Here is an 18,194-nt window from a genome sequence, read left to right as displayed (position 1 = left end):
CCCACGGTAGCCCGTCCGTAGACTTGGCGTCGTGATGCGACGTCTTGACCTGCGAAATCTTGAGCCCGGTGCCGATGAGTGGCAAGGGATCTACAGCGCTGCCGTGCCGCGGGCCGAGGTCGACGTCGAGCACGCCATGGCCGCGGTCCGGCCGATCTGCGAGGACGTCAGGTCACGAGGCGCCGACGCGGTGCTGGACGCGGGTGAGCGTTTCGACGGCGTACGCCCGGCGGAGCTCCGCGTACCGGTCGCCGCGATCACCGACGCCCTGGACGCCCTTGCGCCGGACATCCGCGCCGGCCTCGAGGAGTCGATCAGGCGTCTGCGCCAGACGAGCGAGGCAGAGCTCGAGCGCAGCCTCGTCACCGACGTCGCGCCGGGCGCCACCGTCGAGCGCCGGATCGTGCCGATGCAGCGCGTCGGCCTGTACGTCCCCGGTGGTCTCGCGCCGCTGGTCAGCACCGTGATCATGAACGCGGTCCCGGCCCAGGTGGCCGGCGTGCCGGGCATAGCGCTCGCCAGCCCGCCCAACGCGGAGTTCGGCGGTCTGCCGCACCCCACGATCCTGGCGGCCTGCGGACTGCTCGGGATCGACGAGGTCTACTCCGCCGGCGGGGCCCAGGCGCTCGCGATGTTCGCGTACGGGGCGGGGGAGTGCCGCCCGGTCAACCTCATCACCGGTCCCGGCAACATCTACGTGGCCGCCGCCAAGCGATACCTGCAGGGCACCGTCAGCATCGATGCCGAGGCGGGGCCCACCGAGATCGCGATCATCGCCGACGACACGGCCGATGCGGCGTTCGTCGCCGCTGACCTGATCAGCCAGGCCGAGCACGACCCCATGGCCGCCAGCGTGCTGATCACGGCGAGCGAGCGGCTCGCCGACGCGGTCGACACCGCGCTCGACGACCAGATCGGCGCGGCCAAGCACGCCGAGCGGATCCGCACGGCGCTCGAGGGACAGCAGTCCGCGACGGTGCTCGTGCGCGACGTGGACCAGGCAGTACTGGTCGCCAACGGCTACGCCGCCGAGCACCTCGAGATCCAGACCTCCGACGCCGGTGCAGTCGCGGCGCGCATCGTCAACGCCGGTGCGGTGTTCGTCGGTTCGCACACGCCGGTCTCCCTCGGTGACTACGCCGCAGGCTCCAACCACGTGTTGCCCACGGCCGGCTGCGCCTGCCACTCGTCGGGTCTCTCGGTGCGGGCGTTCTGCAAGAACATGCACGTCGTCACCTACGACGAGGCCGCCCTGCGCGAGGTCGGCGATCACGTCGTGACCCTCGCCGAGGCGGAGAACTTGCCGTCGCACGGTGCTGCCGTCACGATCCGGATGTCACGCTGATGCCGCTGCCGGCGTGGGTGCCGATCCGCGACGAGCTCCGCGACGACGAGCCCTATGGTGCGCCGCAGCTCGACGTGCCGGTGCAGCTCAACACCAACGAGAACCCCTACGGGCCCAGCGACGCGGCAGCCCGCGACATCGGTGACGCGGTCTACCGCGCCGCCCTGTCGCTCAACCGCTACCCCGACCGCGAGGCGACGGAGCTTCGCATGGCTCTCGCCGCGTACCTGGGCCACGGGCTGACGATGGATCGGGTCTGGGCGGCCAACGGTTCCAACGAGGTCATGCAGCAGGTGCTGCAGGCGTTCGGCGGCCCGGGCCGCACGGCCGTGTCGTTCGCTCCCACGTACTCGATGTATCCCGAGTACGCCCGCAACACGCACACGCGCTGGGTGGCAGGGCGCCGGCGGGACGACTTCGGTCTCGATGTCGAGGCGGCGCTCGCGCTCATTGCCACGGAGCGCCCCGACGTCGTCATCCTGACGTCGCCCAACAACCCGACCGGCACGGCGCTCGACCCTGCGCACACGCGCGCGATCGTCGAGGCCGCTCCCGGCATCGTCGTGGTCGACGAGGCCTACGCGGAGTTCCGCCGTGACGGCACGCCGAGCGCCCTCGACCTGCTCGACGAGTTCCCGCGCCTGCTGGTCACCCGCACGATGAGCAAGGCCTTCGCGCTGGCCGGCGGTCGGCTCGGCTACGTCGCGGCGGACGCCGCCATCATCGACGCGCTCCGCATCGTCCGCCTGCCCTATCACCTGTCGGCCGTGAGCCAGGCCGCGGCGACAGCTGCGCTGCAGCACGAGGACGAGCTGCTGGCCCAGGTCGACGCGCTCCGGGTCACCCGTGACGAGACCGCGACCTGGTTGCGTGAGCAGGGTTTCGACGTTGCGGAGTCGGATGCCAACTTCATCCTCTTCGGACGCTTCGACGACCGGCACGCCGTCTGGCAGGGCCTGCTCGACCACGGCGTCCTGATCCGCGAGGTCGGACCCCTAGAATGGCTCCGCGTGTCGATCGGCACGCCGGACGAGATGCACGCGTTCCGACAAGCACTCCTGGAGGTGACCCGATGACCCGCACTGCGCGCATCGAGCGAAAGACCTCGGAGTCCCATGTCGTCGTCGAGATCGACCTCGACGGTTCCGGCATCAACGACATCTCCACCGGTGTCGGCTTCTACGACCACATGCTGACGGCGTTCTCGCGGCACTCGCTGATCGACCTGACGGTCAAGTCCGAGGGCGACCTGCACATCGACGCGCACCACACCGTCGAGGACACCGCGATCTGCCTCGGTGAGGCGATCCGCGAGGCGCTCGGCGACAAGGTCGGCATCCGGCGCTACGGCGACGCGCTCGTGCCGCTCGACGAGTCGATCGCACAGGCCGTCGTCGACGTGTCGGGCCGGCCCTATTTCGTGCACTCCGGTGAGCCCGACCGCCAGATCACTGCGATCATCGGCGGCCAGTACACCGGCGCGCTGACCGCTCACGTCTTCGAGTCGATCGCGCACCACGCCGGGATCACGATGCACGTACGCCTCCTGGACGGCCGCGACCCGCACCACATCGCCGAGGCCCAGTTCAAGGCAGTCGCGCGTGCGCTGCGCGACGCCGTCGCGATCGACCCGCGCGAGTCAGGCATCCCCAGCACCAAGGGAGCCCTGTGACCGCTCCGCGCGTCGCGGTGCTCGACTACGGCTCTGGGAACCTCCGCTCGGCAGTACGCGCTGTCGAGCGCGCCGGGGCCGAGGCCGTGCTCACCAGTGACGCGAAGGTCGCGCAGGAGGCCGACGGCCTCCTGGTGCCCGGCGTCGGCGCCTTCGAGGCCTGCATGCGCGGGCTGGTCGGCGTCGACGGCGTACGCATCGTCGAGCGGCGACTCATCGCCAACCGTCCCGTGCTGGGCATCTGCGTCGGCATGCAGATCCTGTTCGGCGAGGGCATCGAGCACGGCGTACGCACCGAAGGGTGCGGCGAGCTGCCCGGTGTCGTCGAGCGGCTCCAGGCGCCGATCGTGCCGCACATGGGCTGGAACACCGTCGAGCCCGGCGAGGGGTCGCGGATGTTCGCCGGCATCGAGGACGAGCGGTTCTACTTCGTGCACTCCTACGGCGTACGGGACTGGGTGCTCAGCCAGCCGCCGGCGATGCCGGATCCGGCCGTGACGTGGACGGAGTACGCGGGTGACCGGTTCGTGTCGGCCGCCGAGCACGGGCCGCTGTGGGCGACCCAGTTCCATCCGGAGAAGTCCGGCGACGCCGGGTCCCAGCTGTTGAAGAACTGGCTCGCGACGCTCTGACTGTTCAGATCGCGTCGCGCAGGACCTCGGCGAGCTGTTCGGGCTTGGTGAATTGCGGCCAGTGACTCGTCGGCAGCTCGATGATCGTGACGTCCTTCATCTTGGGCAGCTCGGCGAAGTAGTCCTCGCCGGCCGCCGTGTAGGTGTCGATCTGCTCGCGGGTGAAGGTCGTCGTGATCAGCGTGACCGGCACCGCGTAGCGCGCGTCGTTCGAAAGCACCTGGGGGTCCTTGGCGGCCGCGGCCGGATGTGGGACTGCGCGCTCGCGGAAGTCGGCGAGCTGCGCCTCGGTGAAGTCGTCGAGGTCGTGCGACCCGTCGCCGCGGAAGACGTCCCACTCCGGGAGGTGCAGGTCCGCTCCGTCGGACGGGAGGTTGGGGTTGGTGGGCGTGCCATCAGGTAGTGGTCCGCTGTCGACGTAGATCGCCCGAGCCACGCGATCGGGGCGCTGGTCGACCGCGGCGTGGATGACCGTGCCGCCGCCGCTGTGGCCCACCAGCACGACGGGCTCGTCGGATCGGTCGATCTCGGCCACCACGGCTGCCACGTGCTCAGCGAGTCCGATGCCCGAGCGATCGGCGTCGGCCGACTCGACTCCGGGGAGCGTGAGGGGCAGAACGTCATGGCCGGCCGATTCGAGCGTGGGGGTGATGCGGGCCCACGACCATGCGCCGAGCCAGAATCCGGGTACGAGGATGATCTTCATGGTTCGAACGTATCGCCGCCCACGGACAGATCGCGAGGCGAGCGTCGGCGGTCGCCGGGCCGCATCTGACCGTCCTCGACAGGTGCGCCGGGCACTGTTGTCCACGGAATCAGGTGAGGATCTCGCCGTCGACCGCCGGCAGATACGATCACCTGCGTGACCCTCGAACTCCTCCCCGCCGTCGACGTCGCCGATGGACAGGCCGTACGCCTCGTCCAGGGCGAGCTCGGCAGCGAGACGACCTACGGATCCCCGCTCGATGCAGCCCTGCAGTGGCAGTCGGACGGAGCGGAGTGGATCCACCTCGTCGACCTCGACGCCGCGTTCGGCAAGGGCTCCAACCGGGAGCTCCTCGCCGACGTCGTGCACCAGCTCGACGTCAAGGTCGAGCTGTCGGGCGGCATCCGCGACGACGCGTCGCTCGAGGCCGCGCTGGCCACCGGCTGCACGCGGGTCAACCTCGGCACGGCCGCTCTGGAGAACCCGGAGTGGTGCCGCAAGGTCGTCAGCCAGTACGGCGACCAGATCGCCGTGGGCCTCGACGTGCGCGGCACGACACTGGCAGCGCGGGGCTGGACGCATGAGGGCGGAGACCTGTTCGAGGTGCTCGAGCGGCTCGAGCGCGACGGCTGCGCCCGTTATGTCCTGACCGACGTCACCAAGGACGGCACGCTGACCGGCCCCAACCTCGACCTGCTGCGCCAGGTCTGCGAGATCACCGACAAGCCGGTCGTCGCCTCCGGAGGAGTCTCGAGCCTCGACGACCTCCGCGCGATCGCGTCACTGACTGGTGTCGGTGTCGAGGGTGCGATCGTCGGCAAGGCGCTCTACGCCGGAGCGTTCACGCTGCCCGAGGCCCTCGCCGCGGTCTCCGGAGTCGGACCGGCCTGATCCGTCACGTTCGATCCGGCTTAGGCAGTCCTCGCTCAATCATATAGAGGACCGCGGGGTTCGCGTTGACGGGACTCAACGTCACCCCGGGGTGGGCCCTTGCCCACACTCGGAACGTCTCGTCCACGAACCCCTGACCAACGGACAGGACGCCATGGAAGTCCAGCGTGATCTCGGTGAACTCCTCCATCCCTTCGAGGAGTCGCTTCGCCTCACTGCGGCTCACGAACTCGGTGCCGATCTCGAACAGCTTGATGGTCGGTTGTGAGCGTACGAAGTCGTGCTCGTGGCTGAAGGCGCGGAAGACGTCGTTGAGCTCCCTTTCCGTGCCGCTGTCGATGCGCAGACGGACACGGGTGCCCACGTCGACCCGTGACATGCCGAGTGACTGGTCAGCCACGTCGTTGTCGAGGACCCAGACGATGCCGTTGGCTGCCAGTTCGAATACGTCAACTGCCTTCGAGGTGAAGAAGATGCCCTCGCCGGAGTGTCGCTCCCTGTCTGTCGTGCGCTTGCCCTTGGAGAGCTCGGCAACGGCTGCGAAGTAGTCGGGCAGGCCGAAGCCGTCGCGAACGGTCCGGAACACCCCGACGCCGTCATCCTGGACCGTGATCGTGATGTGGTTGGTTGCCCGCCGTGCTTCGACAGTGACGGACGTGCCCGCTGAGTGATCGATCGCGTTGTTGACCATTTCTGTCACGGCGTACGCAGCGATGCCCCGCCCCTGCTCGCTGATCGGATCCAGGCTTGGGCGGAGGTCACGCCAGAGCTGGTCCTCTCGGAGGCCCTCGAGCGGGAAAGCGCCGCGCCACGCCTGTGTGTGGGTCGCGAGGAGGGCGGCTCTGACCTCGTCGAGGTCGTATCGACGGTGGCCCCCGGGCGTCGTCAGGAAAGGGATGCGGCCTTCATACGCGAGCTGACGAATGCGTGCGGGTGACAGCTGGAGCGCTTTCGCAAGGTCGCCCGGACGTAGAAGGTCAGCCATTGACCACACCTCCCCGTACTAGCGTTTCTAGCGATTTCAGTTCGATTTGATCATATCGGCGCGAAAATCGCAAGAAACGCTATCTCTCAACCTCAGCAGCCGCTGCGCATGAGCTCGGGCAGCTTGCCGGACGTGACCTCCATGAACGACACCTTGGAGGAGTCCGTGATCGAGGCGGGTGTCGCCTCGCCGAACAGGAAGCCGATGTGGTCGTCGCCGACGGTGTGGAACACGCCGGCCTGGTCGAAGCCCGCCTCCTTGACGGCGGAGAGCTCGAGGTAGGCGGCCTTGACGTCGGCGAGCGTGCTGCCCACCCCGATCCCTTCGGCCGTGACGGGACCGCCCTTGGTGACCCCGAGCGACCCGATGGAGCCGTCCTCGCGGGTCAACACGTCGACGCCTTCGAACTGCTTCTTCCACTGCAGCGGGAACGTGCAGCCCTCGACGCCCTCGACATCGGCATCGAAGAACCCGGTCGCGAGCGCTTCTTCCTTGGTCATCCCTGCCTTGACGTCGCCCACCTTGCCCGGTGTCACGACCAGGTCGCTCGAGTCCGCCGGCGGCGCGGTCGTCTCCGGCGTCGCCTCAGGGGATGCCGATGTCTGCTCGACCGTGGGGTCGTTCCCCTCGCTCGTGGGGCCGCTGCCGCAGCCAGCAGTGAACAGGACGAGCACCACGATGGTGCCGAGCATGCGCTTCATGGGTCCTCCGACCAACCAGGTTGAGTCGACCGTAGTGGCTGACGACCCCGCTCAGGCGGATTTCCCCCACCGGGGGACTGTCCGCGCCGACAGATAGGCTCATCCGGTGAGCCTCGCCGTACGCGTCATCCCGTGCCTGGACGTCGACAACGGCCGGGTCGTCAAGGGCGTCAACTTCGTCAACCTGCGCGACGCGGGTGATCCGGTTGAGATGGCCAAGGTCTACGACGCCGAGGGGGCCGACGAGCTCACGTTCCTCGACATCACGGCGTCCTCGGACAGCCGTGACACGACGTTCGACGTCGTCGGCCGCACCGCCGACCAGGTGTTCATCCCACTGACCGTCGGCGGCGGGGTGCGTACGCCCGAGGACGTCGACCGCCTGTTGCGAGCGGGTGCGGACAAGGTCGGCATCAACACCGCGGCGATCGCCCGGCCGCAGGTCATCGCCGAGATCGCCCAGCGATTCGGCAACCAGGTCCTGGTGCTCAGCGTCGACGCGCGACGCAGCAGCGAGCAGCCCAGCGGGTTCGAGGTGACGACCCACGGTGGTCGTACGTCGGCGGGGATCGACGCCGTCGAGTGGGCGCGCACGGCCACCGAGCTGGGTGCCGGCGAGATCCTGCTCAACTCGATGGACGCCGACGGGACGAAGGACGGCTTCGACCTGGAAATGATTCGGGCGGTCCGTGGCGTTACACAAGTGCCACTCATAGCGAGTGGCGGTGCCGGCCGGCTCGAGCACTTCCCAGCGGCCATCGATGCCGGCGCTGACGCAGTGCTCGCCGCAAGCGTGTTCCACTTCGGCGACATGACCATCGGACAGGTGAAAGAGACGTTGCGAGCAGCAGGACACTGTGTCCGATAGGACCGCAGCAGAACCCATCGAGGCGGCCGCCCCAGACCCGGACGAGCGCGACCTCGGAACGGCCGACCACCAGCACGTGACCGGCCGTGGCTTCGCCCTGCTCGGCCGCGGCATCCGGGAGCAGCGATTCCTGTTCTCGCTGTCGGTGATCGGCAGCGTGCTCTACGGCGCCATGACCGTCGCCGACGCGTGGGTGCTCGGCTGGGCGACGGATCACGTGATCCGTCCCTCGTTCGAGCGTGGTGAGATCGCCAAGGGCGCGCTCGCCGGCGCGATCGCGCTTTTCCTCGCCGTCGCGATCCTACGTGCGCTCGGCATCATCGGTCGCCGGCTCATCGGCGGAGTCGTGTTCTACCGGCTCATCGCCGATTACCGCCGGCGCGTCACCCGCAAGTACATCTCGCTGCCGATGGCCTGGCACCACCGCCACCCGACCGGCCAGCTGCTCTCCAACGCCAACGCCGACGTCGAGGCCACGTGGTCGGTGTTCATGCCGCTGCCGATGGCCGTGGGCGTCATCGCGATGCTGGTGGCGGCGATCGTCGCGATGCTGGCCGCCGACGTCGTCCTCACGATCGTCGGGCTGATCGTCTTCCCGGCGCTGTTCGCGATCAACGTGTTCTACCAGCGCTGGCTCTCGCCCAAGGTCTCCTACGCCCAGTCGCTCCGCGGTGACGTGAGCTCGGTGGCGCACGAGTCGTTCGACGGAGCTCTCGTCGTCAAGTCGCTGGGTCGAGAGGCCGACGAGACCGAGCGCTTCACCCGTGTGACACACGAGCTGCGCGACGCCAACATCGCAGTCGGCCGCATCCGCAGCATGTTCGATCCGCTGCTGGAGGCGCTGCCCAACCTCGGCATCCTGCTGGTCATCGTGCTGGGCGTCGGCCGAGTGGCCAGCGGTGCTGCCGATCCCGGCGACGTCGTCCAGGTCGCCTACCTGTTCACGGTCGTGGCGTTCCCCGTGCGCGCGATTGGCTGGGTGCTCGGCGAGCTCCCGCGCAGCGTCGTCGGCTGGGAGCGCGTGTCGTCGGTGCTGGAGGCCGAGGGCTCGATGTCCTACGGATCCTCGACCCTGCCCGGCAACGGACCCGTGTCGCTCGACGTCGACGGTCTGACGTTCGGCTTCGCCGATCCTTCGACAGGCTCAGGAACCGCGGCGAAGGACGTGCTGCGGGGCATCGACGTCGAGGTCGAGCCCGGCAAGGTCGTCGCGGTGGTGGGTGCCACCGGTAGCGGCAAGAGCACCCTGACCTCGCTCCTGACCCGTCTCGTCGACCCCCAGCACGGTGCGATCCGCGTCGACGGCCACGACATCCGCGAGCTCACCCACGCGGAGCTCGCCAAGGCGATCGCCGTGGTCCCGCAGGCCACGTTCCTGTTCGACGACAGCGTTCGCGAGAACGTCACCCTCGGCGGCGACTTCAGCGACGAGGAGGTGTGGGCCGCTCTGCGTACGGTCCAGGCCGACGGCTTCGTCGCCAAGCTGCCGGCGGGTCTCGACGCTGAGCTCGGTGAGCGCGGCACGACACTGTCCGGCGGCCAGCGCCAGCGGCTGTCGCTGGCCCGCGCGCTCGTGCGCCGACCGCGCCTGCTGGTCATGGACGACGCGACCAGCGCCGTCGACCCCGAGGTCGAGCAGCGCATCCTCAAGGCCCTGGCGGCCCACACCGCTGATGACGACGGCCCGACGGTCCTGGTCGTGGCCTACCGCAAGGCGACCATCGCCCTCGCCGACGAGGTCGTGTTCCTCGATGACGGCGTCATCGCCGACCGCGGCAGCCACGCGGAGCTCGTCGAGCGATCGGCCGACTACCGCGACCTCGTCAATGCCTACGACCATGCCAGGGAGGTGGAGTCATGAGCACGACCGACACCGTCGCCGACACAGAGGCAGACCGCCTGACCGGCATCGCGATCCTGCGACGCGGACTCTCGCTCTCACCGGCGATCAAGGAGGGCCTCGGCCTGACCCTGGTGCTGGCGATCCTCAGCACGATCGGCGGCTCCGTCGTGCCGATCGTCATCAAGCAGACCGTCGACTCCGGGCTCGGCGACGGCGACGGCACGCAGCTCAGCGACGTCGCCGGCTACCTCCTCGCGGCGCTCGGCGTGATCGTGATCTCGAGCCTGCTGGCCTACTGGATGCGCGTACGCCTGTTCGTCGCGAGCGAGCGCGGCCTCGCCCAGCTGCGCGTCGACGCGTTCCGGCACGTGCACGACCTGTCGATGCTGACGCAGAACTCAGAACGTCGTGGCGTCCTGGTGTCGAGGGTGACCTCCGACATCGACCAGGTCTCGCAGTTCCTGCAGTTCACCGGGATCATGATGGTCGTCAGTGTCGGCCAGATCATCGTGGCGACCGGCATCATGGCCTATTTCTCGTGGCAGCTGACGATCGTCGTCTGGGTCTGCTTCCTGCCGCTGGGCATCAGCCTCAAGTACTTCGCCGAGCGCCTCAGCCGGGCCTACGACATCGTCCGCCGCACGGTCGGCGAGATGCTGGCGGTCATCGCCGAGCCCGTCGTCGGCGCCTCGGTCGTCCGGGCCTACGCGATCGAGCGCCGCACGCAGCAGCGGGTCGACGACGGCATCGCCCGCAACCTCGACGCCAACGTACGAGCCCAGAAGCTCGTCGCCGTGACGTTCGCCTCCGCGGGCGTGGCGGGTGGTCTCGCCAACGCCGCGGTCATCGCGTTCGGCGTGGCGATCGGCCTGTCGGGCCAGCTGTCGATGGGCACCGTCATCGCGTTCGCGTTCCTCGTCGGTCTGTTCGTCGGTCCGGTGCAGATGGCGACGCAGGTGCTGACCGACGCGCAGAACGCGATCGCGTCGTGGCGCCGGGTCATCGAGCTGCTCGACACCCCGGCCGACGTCGTCGACCCGGGGGAGGCCGGCACGACGCTGCCGGGCGGCACCCTCGGCGCCCGCTTCGAGCACGTGACCTTCGCCTACCCCGATGGTCCCGACGTGCTCAAGGACGTCAACGTCGAGATCGCGCCACGCCAGCGGGTCGCCGTCGTGGGCGAGACCGGATCGGGCAAGACGACGTTCGCCAAGCTGCTGACCCGTCTCATGGACCCGACCGCCGGCGTCGTACGCCTGGGCGAGACCGACATCAGCCGGGTGTCGTTCAACGACCTTCGCCAGCACGTGCTGATGGTGCCCCAGGAAGGCTTCCTGTTCGACGCCACGCTGCGCGACAACCTGCTCTACGGCAAGAAGGACGCGACCGAAGCCGAGCTCGTCGACGTCTTCGGCCGGCTGGGCCTGACCGACTGGTACGCCTCGCTGCCCCGCGGCCTCGACTCGCAGGTCGGCCAGCGCGGTGAGTCGCTGTCGGCAGGGGAGCGCCAGCTCGTCGCGCTCGTACGTTCGGCGCTCGCCGATCCGGAGTTCATCGTGCTCGACGAGGCGACCAGCGCGGTCGACCCGCAGACCGAGCTGCGCGCGACCCGCGCGCTCGACCGGTTGCTCGACGGTCGCTCCAGCGTGACGATCGCGCACCGCCTGTCGACCGCCGAGAACGCCGACCGCGTCCTGGTGTTCGATGCGGGCCGGCTCGTCGAGGACGGCACCCACGCCGAGCTCGTCGAGCTCGGCGGGGTCTACGCGCGGCTGCACGCGAGCTGGGTCGCCCAGGCGTCGCTGTCGAGCCACCAGCCGGCCGCCGACCCTGTGTGAGTCCGCCACCTTCTGGTGAGCCTGAGAGAATGGTTGACGTGAGCTCCCTCGACCCGGCCATCGCCGAGCGCCTCAAGCGCGACGCCCAAGGCCTCGTGACCGCCGTGATCCAGGACGCCGAGAGCCGTGACGTGCTCATGGTCGGCTGGATGGACGACGAGGCGCTGCATCGCACCCTGACGACGGGTCGCGGCACGTTCTGGAGCCGCAGCCGGCAGACCTACTGGGTCAAGGGCGAGACGTCGGGCAACACCCAGGCGGTGCGCGAGGTCCGGCTCGACTGCGACGGCGACACGCTCTTGGTGCTGGTCGACCAGACCGGCCCGGCCTGCCACACGGGCGCCCGTACGTGCTTCGACGCGGACCGGTTGCTGTGAGCCCGCGCCGCCTCTACGCGCCGGTCGTGCTCGGCACCCTTGCGGCCGGAGGGCTGGCCTTCTTCGCGGCGTCCCGCACGTGGGCCCATGTGCGCATCGCCACCGACGGCCTGCCGTCGGACTCGGTCGACGTCACCGGAGCCGACGCCCAGCCGCTGGTCTCCGCCCTGGCACTCGTGGTGGTGACAGCCGCGCTGGCGGTGCTCGCCGCCTCCCCGCGCGTACGCCGTGTGGTCGGCGGGTTCACGGTGCTTGTCGCGGTCGCCGCGACACTCGTGGTCCTGCTCGGCGGATCGTCGCTCGACAACGCCGTGGATCACGCCGTCGAGGCATCCCCGGCCTTCACGGGCTCCGGCGACCACGACTTCACCGTGTCGGCTTGGAAGTACGTGACGGCGTTCGCGTTCGTGATCGCCGCCGTCCTGGGCGGCATCACCACCAGGCTGGGCGCGACCTGGCCCACCATGAGCAGCCGTTACGACGCCCCTGCGGCCCGCCCGGCGGTCACCGCTCCTCAGTCCGATGCCGAGATGTGGAAGGCGTTGGACGAGGGCCACGATCCCACCCAGTAGTCTGAGCGCAGATCACGACCACGAGGAGAATTCACCCATGCACGGATCATCGCCCGCCGCCTGGACCGCCGTCCTGCTGTGTCTCGCCGGCATCACGATCGGCGGCATCGCTCTGATCCCGGAGCCGCACTGGATCTGGTTCACCGTGGGCTGCGTGATCGCCGTCGGTTCCGGCCTGGTCGGCCGACTCATGGCGGCCGCGGGTCTTGGCGTCGATCGCGCCGAGCACGCCGAGCACTGAGGGCCGTCAGAGCATGAGTGAGCCGCCGCAGTACCCCAGCTATCCCGGCAGTGAAGGACCAGAGGGCGAGTCGGGCCAGCAGCCCCCTCCGCCGCCCCCACCGCCCGGATACGGCCAGGCGCCTCAGGGCCCGCCGGCGTACGGACAGCCTGCCTACGGCCAGCCCGCGTATGGGCAGCAGCCATACGGCCAGCAGCCCTATGGGCAGCCCGCTTACGGTCAGCCCGCGTACGGATACGGCTACCCGCCCCCGCCGAAGAACAACCCCAAGGCGCTGTGGGCCATGATCGTCGGGATCGTCTCGATCCTGTTCTGCTACGTCGGGTTGGTGATCGGCCCCGTGGCGATCTTCCTGGCGGTGCAGGCCAAGAAGGAGATCAAGCAGAGCAACGGCACGCAGACTGGCGAAGGCATGGCAACAGCCGGCCTCATCACGGGGATCGTTGGCACCGTCGTCCAGGTGATGCTGATCACGCTGGTCACCCTCTCGGAGGTCTACAACTGGTGACCCTGACGCCGAGGCTCGACGACGAGCGCCGCGTGTCGGCGGCGACTCTTCGCGCCCCGGCGTTGGTGGGTGCTGCCGGCCTCGGCGAGGCCGTGCTGCTGCACCTCCACGACCCGCACGACTCGGGCTCGTACGGCTACTGCCCGTTCCTGCAGCTCACCGGCAAGCCCTGCCCGGGCTGCGGTGGCCTGCGCGCGGTCAACGACCTGACTCGCGGAGACTTCATCGGCGCAGCCAGCAGCAACGTGCTGGCTGTGGCGCTCGTCGCTGGACTGGCGGTGGCGTGGTTGCTGTGGTTTGCGCGCAGGCTGCGCGGCAAGGTCGACGGGATGGTCACCTTGAGCACCAACATGGGGTTCGTGCTGATCGGCGTGCTCGTCGTCTTCGGGATCCTGCGCAACACGCCCTGGGGTTCGTGGCTCGCTCCGTGACCTACGGCGCGACCGGCTGCTCCTGGAATCGCCGGAAGGCATACGCGCCGGCCAGCGAGACAATGGGGACCGCAGCCAGCAGGCCGACGAGGCAGAGCAGCACTCCGGCCAGCAGGACCAGGGCGGCCAGCAGGCCGGTGAGCAGGGCGTTGCCGAAGTTGCCCCCCACGAGCGAGAAGCTCGATCCGATCGCTGCGACGGGATCGCTGCCCTTGTCGACCACGAAGTAGATCGTGAAGAACGAGAAGATCGCGAACACGATGCCCGGCAGGACGCACAAGAGGTAGCCGACCGTGCTCAGCACGCTCAGCAACAGGCCGGTGATCAGGACCTTGGGGATGTCGAGCGCGCCGAACGCCCTGCCGATGTCGAACCTCCCGCCGTCGACGACGTCGAGCGAGCCTCGGGTCAACATGGCCGCCAGGATGTAGCCGACGGTGCCCGTGATGGTCTGCGCCACGACCGACGCCAGCATGGGGCCGGCGTCGAACTGGAACCCGTCGCTGGTGAAGAGCGCCGGCGAGGGCGCGATGAGCTCGGAGATGACGCCCAGCACGATCGTGCCGATGACGACGACCAACGTCGCGACGATCATGGCCCCGGCGTTCTCCTTGAACTTGCGCCAGCCGAAGCTGATCGCGTCAGGCGCGCTGTAGGGCGCCCCGCCGTAGCCACCCGGTGCCGGCGGGTAGCCGCCCGGCGGTGGCGGTGGGTATCCGCCTTGAGGCGGAGGGGTCGAGCCGTACGCCGGAAGGTCACTCGCGGGTGGGTTGGGTTCGCCCGGGTACGGCGGCGGCTCGTTGGTCATGTCGTGAGCATAGGGGAGTGCGCGGGTGAGGCGCGGACTTCTTCCGTCAGCGACTCAGCCAGGCAGCAGGTGGCTGTATCCCAGGATCACCAGGCCGACCGTGGTCGCACCGATGGTGATCCCGATGATCGCCGTCGTGTCGCCGTCTTCGGTGCCCTTCGAGTCACGGATCTCCCGACGGGCGTAGATTCCGCAGGTCACCGAGGGCACGCCCAGCATGAATGCGAAGAAGAAGAAGTCGCCGAAGAACGTGAAGGGAAACGCCGCAGCACCGAAGATCACGCTGTAGATCGCCTTGCGGTTGGTGCGGAGGTCCGCGCCGTCGTCGTTCACGTCATCCGAAGTTCGACTGGTAGTCCGTGTCGATCGTGCCGGTCGCGTACAGGACGATGATGATGACGAAGATGACGATCGCCACCGCTCCTGTCGCGATGCCGGCGATCGCCATTCCCGTGCCGGTCTGGGCGCCGTTGGACTTCGCGATCTCGCCCCGGGAGATCATTCCGAGGATGATCGAGACGATGCCGATCAGGCCGCCGAACGTGCAGCAGAGTCCGACGATGCTGGCGATGCCCGTGATCATCGACCACATGGCCATCTTGTTCAGCTGGGGTCCTGGAGGGCCATAGCCACCGGGGGCGGGCGGATAGCCGGCGGGCGGCGGCGGGTAGGCACCGCCGGGAGGTTGCGGCGCGGAGCCATAGCTCGGAGGTGGCGGCGGATTGGTCGGCTCGTTGGTGGACGGGCTGGGTTCGCCGGGGTAGGGCGGCGGCTCGTTCGTCATGCGCAGAGCATAGTGACAACTGGACTCCGGGGAACCCCTGCGAGACGCGAGCCGCACCGGGGATACTCTTGAACCAGTCCATCGCGCGTGAGGAGGAGGTTCCGTGTCCGTACTCGACGAGATCCTGGCCGGCGCCGCCGAAGACCTCCGCGAGCGCATGGAGCAGACCTCCCTCGACGAGCTCAAGGCCCAGGCCGCTCGCCAGAAGGAAGCGCTCGATCCCATGCCGGCATTCCGCGGCGACGGGGTCTCGGTGATCGCCGAGGTCAAGCGCGCGAGCCCCAGCAAGGGTGAGCTCGCCGCGATCAAGGACCCGGCCGCACTGGCGTCCGACTACGCCGCCGGTGGAGCCGCCGCGATCAGCGTGCTCACCGAGCAGCGGCGGTTCGGCGGCACGCTCGACGACCTGCGTGCCGTACGCGCCAACGTCGACGTCCCCGTGCTCCGCAAGGACTTCATCACGACCTCCTACCAGCTGTGGGAGGCGCGGGCGGCCGGCGCCGACATGGCGCTGCTGATCGTCGCGGCCCTCGAGCAGATCGCCCTCGAGAGCCTCATCGAACGCGCCCGCTCGATCGGCCTCACGCCGCTCGTCGAGGTGCACGACGAGGAAGAGGTCGACCGGGCCGTCGACGCCGGTGCCGACCTGATCGGCGTCAATGCCCGCAACCTCAAGACCCTCGAGGTCGACCGCGGCACGTTCGAGCGACTGTCGCCGCGCATCCCCGACGGGGCCGTCAAGGTCGCCGAGTCGGGCGTCCGCGGACCGCACGACGTCATCGAGTACGCCAAGTGCGGCGCCCACGTCGTCCTGGTCGGCGAGACCCTCGTACGCGGTGACGATCCTCGCGCGAGCGTCGCCGACCTGGTCGCAGCGGGAGCACATCCCGCCCTGCAGCACCGCTGGTGAAAGCGTCATCGTCTCGACGGTGACGCGCCTTCGCCCTGCCGCTTCCACCCCTTGAGGACCTCCGATGTACGCACAACCTGACACCACGGGGCACTTCGGCCGCTTCGGCGGACGATTCATGCCCGAAGCACTCATCGCCCCGCTCGACGAGCTCGACCACGCGTGGACCGACGCCAAGGCCGACCCGACGTTCATGGCCGAGCTGGACCGCATGCTGCGCGAATACGCCAACGTGCCGAGCCCGCTCTACGAGGCGCACCGCTTCTCCGAGGCGGCGGGAGCGCGCATCCTGCTCAAGCGCGAGGACCTCAACCACACGGGCGCCCACAAGATCCGCAACGTGATCGGCCAGGCGCTGCTCGCCAAGCGCATCGGCAAGCCCCGTGCGATTGCCGAGACCGGCGCCGGGCAGCACGGTGTCGCCTCGGCCACGGCGTGCGCCTACCTCGACCTCGAGTGCGTCGTCTACATGGGCGAGCTCGACACCCAGCGCCAGGCGCTCAACGTGGCACGCATGCGGATGCTCGGCGCCGAGGTCGTCCCGGTCACGACCGGCAGCCGTACGTTGAAGGACGCGATCAACGAGGCGCTGCGCGACTGGGTCGCGAGCGTCGACACGACGTCGTACCTGTTCGGCACCGCGGCCGGGCCGCACCCGTTCCCGAGCATGGTGCGCGACCTGACCAGGGGCATTGGCGACGAGGCGCGCGCGCAGGTGCTGGAGCTGACCGGCTCGCTACCCGACGCCGCGGTGGCCTGCGTCGGCGGCGGGTCCAACGCGATCGGGCTGTTCACGGCCTTCATCGACGACGCCGACGTCAGGCTCGTCGGCATCGAGGCCGGCGGCGACGGTGTCGAGACCGGGCGCCACGCGGCGACGATCACGGGCGGTGACGTGGGTGTGCTGCACGGCGCACGGTCGTTCCTGCTGCAGGACGAGGACGGCCAGACGATCGAGTCGCACTCGATCTCCGCAGGGCTCGACTATCCCGGTGTGGGCCCCGAGCACTCGTTCCTCGCCGACACGGGCCGTGCGTCGTACGTCCCGGCGACCGACGCCGAGGCGATGTCGGCGTTCGACCTGCTGTGCAAGACCGAGGGCATCATCCCGGCGATCGAGTCGGCGCACGCCCTCGCCGGCGCGCTGGAGCTGGCCAAGGAGCTCGGCCCCGACTCGACGATCCTCGTCAACCTGTCGGGTCGCGGCGACAAGGACGTGCACACCGCAGCGGAGTACTTCGGCCTGATCGACGAGCCGGTCGTCCTCGAGCAGGGAGTCGAGGAATGACCGCGATCGACGAGCTCTTCGCCCGTACGCGGGCCGAAGGGCGCGCTGCCCTGGTCGGCTACCTGCCGGCCGGCTTCCCGTCCAAGGAGCTGTCGATCAAGGCCATCGAGGCGATGGTCGAGGGCGGCGTCGACCTCGTCGAGGTTGGCCTGCCCTACAGCGATCCGGTGATGGACGGCCCGACGATCCAGGCCGCTGCGGAGCAGGCACTGCGCGCCGGCTCGCGCACGACCGACGTGATCGACGTCGTACGCGCGAGCGCCGCGACCGGCGCGCCGACGGTCGTCATGACGTACTGGAACCCGGTCGAGCGGTTCGGCGTCAACCGGTTCGCCGAGGCGCTGGCGGGCGCCGGGGGAGCGGGGCTCATCACCCCCGACCTGATCCCCGACGAGGCAGCCGAGTGGGTTGCCGCCTCCGAGCAGTTCGGTCTCGACCGGATCTTCCTGGTTGCGCCGTCGTCGACCGACGAGCGCCTTGCGATGACGGCCGACGCAGCGAGCGGATTCATCTACGCAACGGCGGTCATGGGTGTGACCGGTGCGCGTGAGCAGACCAGTGCGCTCGGGCCCGAGCTCGTCGCGAGACTGCGCAAGGTGACCGACAAGCCGGTCGGCGTCGGGCTCGGCGTGAGCAACGGTGACCAGGCCCGTGAGGTCGCCGAGTTCGCCGACGCGGTGATCGTGGGGTCCGCCCTCGTACGCTGTCTGCTGGATGCCGAGGACGAGTCCGCCGGGCTCGAGGCCATCCGCCGGTTGGCCCAGGACCTGCGCGCCGGCGTCGAGAGGAACTAG

Annotated in this window: 22 protein-coding genes; 16 read left to right on the top strand and 6 right to left on the bottom strand. The window is 69.3% G+C overall.

What is annotated here, in order from left to right; genetic code table 11:
• Positions 1–31 precede the first annotated feature (31 nt).
• From hisD to hisH, 4 genes are read left to right on the top strand one after another with little or no spacing between them, the layout of a single operon-like run.
• Entirely contained in the window at positions 32–1,345 is a 1,314-nt protein-coding gene (gene hisD / locus BOSE46_RS13235; protein ID WP_371415514.1) for a histidinol dehydrogenase, read from the top strand.
• A complete protein-coding gene (locus tag BOSE46_RS13230; RefSeq protein WP_159540681.1) occupies positions 1,345–2,421 on the top strand; it encodes a histidinol-phosphate transaminase in 1,077 nt (358 codons plus the stop codon). Before hisD ends, BOSE46_RS13230 begins: the two co-directional genes overlap by 1 nt.
• Complete coding sequence (gene hisB, locus BOSE46_RS13225) at positions 2,418–3,017, top strand: imidazoleglycerol-phosphate dehydratase HisB (RefSeq protein ID WP_149687846.1); 600 nt, start codon at positions 2,418–2,420, stop codon at positions 3,015–3,017. The genes BOSE46_RS13230 and hisB overlap by 4 nt, the downstream gene beginning before the upstream one ends.
• Positions 3,014–3,649 (top strand): imidazole glycerol phosphate synthase subunit HisH, encoded by a 636-nt coding sequence (gene hisH / locus BOSE46_RS13220; protein WP_159540680.1) that lies wholly within the window; start codon positions 3,014–3,016, stop codon positions 3,647–3,649. Before hisB ends, hisH begins: the two co-directional genes overlap by 4 nt.
• Before the next feature lie 4 nt (positions 3,650–3,653).
• Here hisH and BOSE46_RS13215 read toward each other — a convergent pair whose 3' ends face one another.
• Positions 3,654–4,355, bottom strand: a complete 702-nt coding sequence (locus tag BOSE46_RS13215) for an alpha/beta fold hydrolase (RefSeq protein WP_159540679.1) — start codon at positions 4,353–4,355, stop codon at positions 3,654–3,656.
• Between the two features lie 156 nt (positions 4,356–4,511).
• Here BOSE46_RS13215 and priA point away from each other — a divergent pair, with 156 nt between their 5' ends.
• On the top strand, positions 4,512–5,246 hold the full coding sequence (gene priA, locus BOSE46_RS13210) for a bifunctional 1-(5-phosphoribosyl)-5-((5-phosphoribosylamino)methylideneamino)imidazole-4-carboxamide isomerase/phosphoribosylanthranilate isomerase PriA (RefSeq protein ID WP_159540678.1): 735 nt from the start codon (positions 4,512–4,514) through the stop codon (positions 5,244–5,246).
• Between the two features lie 4 nt (positions 5,247–5,250).
• Here the strand turns inward: priA and BOSE46_RS13205 are convergent, their stop codons facing one another.
• Both BOSE46_RS13205 and BOSE46_RS13200 read right to left on the bottom strand, forming a co-directional pair.
• Complete coding sequence (locus tag BOSE46_RS13205) at positions 5,251–6,231, bottom strand: STAS-like domain-containing protein (protein WP_159540677.1); 981 nt, start codon at positions 6,229–6,231, stop codon at positions 5,251–5,253.
• 92 nt (positions 6,232–6,323) lie between these two features.
• Positions 6,324–6,932: a hypothetical protein gene (locus BOSE46_RS13200; RefSeq protein WP_159540676.1), complete on the bottom strand. Its 609-nt coding sequence runs from the start codon at positions 6,930–6,932 to the stop codon at positions 6,324–6,326.
• Between the two features lie 106 nt (positions 6,933–7,038).
• Here BOSE46_RS13200 and hisF point away from each other — a divergent pair, with 106 nt between their 5' ends.
• Genes hisF through BOSE46_RS13160 form a run of 8 tightly spaced genes read left to right on the top strand, consistent with a single transcriptional unit; the run spans position 7,039 to position 13,610 of the window.
• The gene (gene hisF, locus BOSE46_RS13195) at positions 7,039–7,800 is read left to right on the top strand and encodes an imidazole glycerol phosphate synthase subunit HisF (RefSeq protein ID WP_159540675.1); all 762 of its coding nucleotides are present in this window, start codon (positions 7,039–7,041) and stop codon (positions 7,798–7,800) included.
• Complete coding sequence (locus BOSE46_RS13190) at positions 7,790–9,661, top strand: ABC transporter ATP-binding protein (protein ID WP_371415513.1); 1,872 nt, start codon at positions 7,790–7,792, stop codon at positions 9,659–9,661. Before hisF ends, BOSE46_RS13190 begins: the two co-directional genes overlap by 11 nt.
• Entirely contained in the window at positions 9,658–11,481 is a 1,824-nt protein-coding gene (locus BOSE46_RS13185; protein WP_159540674.1) for an ABC transporter ATP-binding protein, read from the top strand. Before BOSE46_RS13190 ends, BOSE46_RS13185 begins: the two co-directional genes overlap by 4 nt.
• A gap of 29 nt (positions 11,482–11,510) precedes the next feature.
• Positions 11,511–11,858 carry a phosphoribosyl-AMP cyclohydrolase gene (gene hisI, locus BOSE46_RS13180; RefSeq protein ID WP_159540673.1) on the top strand — a complete coding sequence of 116 codons (348 nt, stop codon included), beginning with the start codon at positions 11,511–11,513 and terminating at the stop codon, positions 11,856–11,858.
• Positions 11,855–12,430 carry a Trp biosynthesis-associated membrane protein gene (locus BOSE46_RS13175; protein ID WP_159540672.1) on the top strand — a complete coding sequence of 192 codons (576 nt, stop codon included), beginning with the start codon at positions 11,855–11,857 and terminating at the stop codon, positions 12,428–12,430. Before hisI ends, BOSE46_RS13175 begins: the two co-directional genes overlap by 4 nt.
• Positions 12,431–12,467: 37 nt before the next feature.
• A complete protein-coding gene (locus BOSE46_RS13170; RefSeq protein ID WP_159540671.1) occupies positions 12,468–12,671 on the top strand; it encodes an HGxxPAAW family protein in 204 nt (67 codons plus the stop codon).
• Between the two features lie 13 nt (positions 12,672–12,684).
• Positions 12,685–13,179 (top strand): DUF4190 domain-containing protein, encoded by a 495-nt coding sequence (locus BOSE46_RS13165; protein WP_159540670.1) that lies wholly within the window; start codon positions 12,685–12,687, stop codon positions 13,177–13,179.
• Positions 13,176–13,610: a DUF2752 domain-containing protein gene (locus BOSE46_RS13160; RefSeq protein ID WP_201299633.1), complete on the top strand. Its 435-nt coding sequence runs from the start codon at positions 13,176–13,178 to the stop codon at positions 13,608–13,610. The genes BOSE46_RS13165 and BOSE46_RS13160 overlap by 4 nt, the downstream gene beginning before the upstream one ends.
• A gap of 1 nt (position 13,611) precedes the next feature.
• Here BOSE46_RS13160 and BOSE46_RS13155 read toward each other — a convergent pair whose 3' ends face one another.
• From BOSE46_RS13155 to BOSE46_RS13145, 3 genes are read right to left on the bottom strand one after another with little or no spacing between them, the layout of a single operon-like run.
• The gene (locus tag BOSE46_RS13155) at positions 13,612–14,418 is read right to left on the bottom strand and encodes a hypothetical protein (RefSeq protein ID WP_159540669.1); all 807 of its coding nucleotides are present in this window, start codon (positions 14,416–14,418) and stop codon (positions 13,612–13,614) included.
• A 54-nt stretch (positions 14,419–14,472) separates the two neighbouring features.
• Positions 14,473–14,751 (bottom strand): DUF4190 domain-containing protein, encoded by a 279-nt coding sequence (locus BOSE46_RS13150; protein WP_159540668.1) that lies wholly within the window; start codon positions 14,749–14,751, stop codon positions 14,473–14,475.
• Position 14,752: 1 nt separating this feature from the next.
• Positions 14,753–15,202: a DUF4190 domain-containing protein gene (locus tag BOSE46_RS13145; protein ID WP_159540667.1), complete on the bottom strand. Its 450-nt coding sequence runs from the start codon at positions 15,200–15,202 to the stop codon at positions 14,753–14,755.
• Positions 15,203–15,305: 103 nt separating this feature from the next.
• Between BOSE46_RS13145 and trpC the strand changes: the two genes are divergently transcribed.
• From trpC to trpA, 3 genes are all read left to right on the top strand, one after another.
• Positions 15,306–16,112 carry an indole-3-glycerol phosphate synthase TrpC gene (trpC, locus tag BOSE46_RS13140; RefSeq protein WP_159540666.1) on the top strand — a complete coding sequence of 269 codons (807 nt, stop codon included), beginning with the start codon at positions 15,306–15,308 and terminating at the stop codon, positions 16,110–16,112.
• Positions 16,113–16,176: 64 nt separating this feature from the next.
• Positions 16,177–17,400, top strand: a complete 1,224-nt coding sequence (gene trpB, locus BOSE46_RS13135; protein ID WP_159540665.1) for a tryptophan synthase subunit beta — start codon at positions 16,177–16,179, stop codon at positions 17,398–17,400.
• On the top strand, positions 17,397–18,194 hold the full coding sequence (gene trpA / locus BOSE46_RS13130; protein ID WP_159540664.1) for a tryptophan synthase subunit alpha: 798 nt from the start codon (positions 17,397–17,399) through the stop codon (positions 18,192–18,194). Before trpB ends, trpA begins: the two co-directional genes overlap by 4 nt.

The organism is Aeromicrobium sp. 9AM, assembly GCF_902506105.1.
Classification (GTDB): Bacteria; Actinomycetota; Actinomycetes; order Propionibacteriales; family Nocardioidaceae; genus Aeromicrobium.
This window is presented reverse-complemented; position numbering and strand designations above follow the sequence as displayed.

Bases quoted from the DNA above. Each gene is read 5' to 3' on its own strand.
- BOSE46_RS13230 (WP_159540681.1), top strand. From the start codon at position 1,345: ATGCCGCTGCCGGCGTGGGTGCCGATCCGCGACGAGCTCCGCGACGAC.
- hisB (WP_149687846.1), top strand. From the start codon at position 2,418: ATGACCCGCACTGCGCGCATCGAGCGAAAGACCTCGGAGTCCCATGTC.
- BOSE46_RS13215 (WP_159540679.1), bottom strand. From the start codon at position 4,355: ATGAAGATCATCCTCGTACCCGGATTCTGGCTCGGCGCATGGTCGTGG.
- BOSE46_RS13205 (WP_159540677.1), bottom strand. From the start codon at position 6,231: ATGGCTGACCTTCTACGTCCGGGCGACCTTGCGAAAGCGCTCCAGCTG.
- BOSE46_RS13200 (WP_159540676.1), bottom strand. From the start codon at position 6,932: ATGAAGCGCATGCTCGGCACCATCGTGGTGCTCGTCCTGTTCACTGCT.
- BOSE46_RS13185 (WP_159540674.1), top strand. From the start codon at position 9,658: ATGAGCACGACCGACACCGTCGCCGACACAGAGGCAGACCGCCTGACC.
- hisI (WP_159540673.1), top strand. From the start codon at position 11,511: ATGGTTGACGTGAGCTCCCTCGACCCGGCCATCGCCGAGCGCCTCAAG.
- BOSE46_RS13170 (WP_159540671.1), top strand. From the start codon at position 12,468: ATGCACGGATCATCGCCCGCCGCCTGGACCGCCGTCCTGCTGTGTCTC.
- BOSE46_RS13165 (WP_159540670.1), top strand. From the start codon at position 12,685: ATGAGTGAGCCGCCGCAGTACCCCAGCTATCCCGGCAGTGAAGGACCA.
- BOSE46_RS13155 (WP_159540669.1), bottom strand. From the start codon at position 14,418: ATGACCAACGAGCCGCCGCCGTACCCGGGCGAACCCAACCCACCCGCG.
- BOSE46_RS13145 (WP_159540667.1), bottom strand. From the start codon at position 15,202: ATGACGAACGAGCCGCCGCCCTACCCCGGCGAACCCAGCCCGTCCACC.
- trpB (WP_159540665.1), top strand. From the start codon at position 16,177: ATGTACGCACAACCTGACACCACGGGGCACTTCGGCCGCTTCGGCGGA.
- trpA (WP_159540664.1), top strand. From the start codon at position 17,397: ATGACCGCGATCGACGAGCTCTTCGCCCGTACGCGGGCCGAAGGGCGC.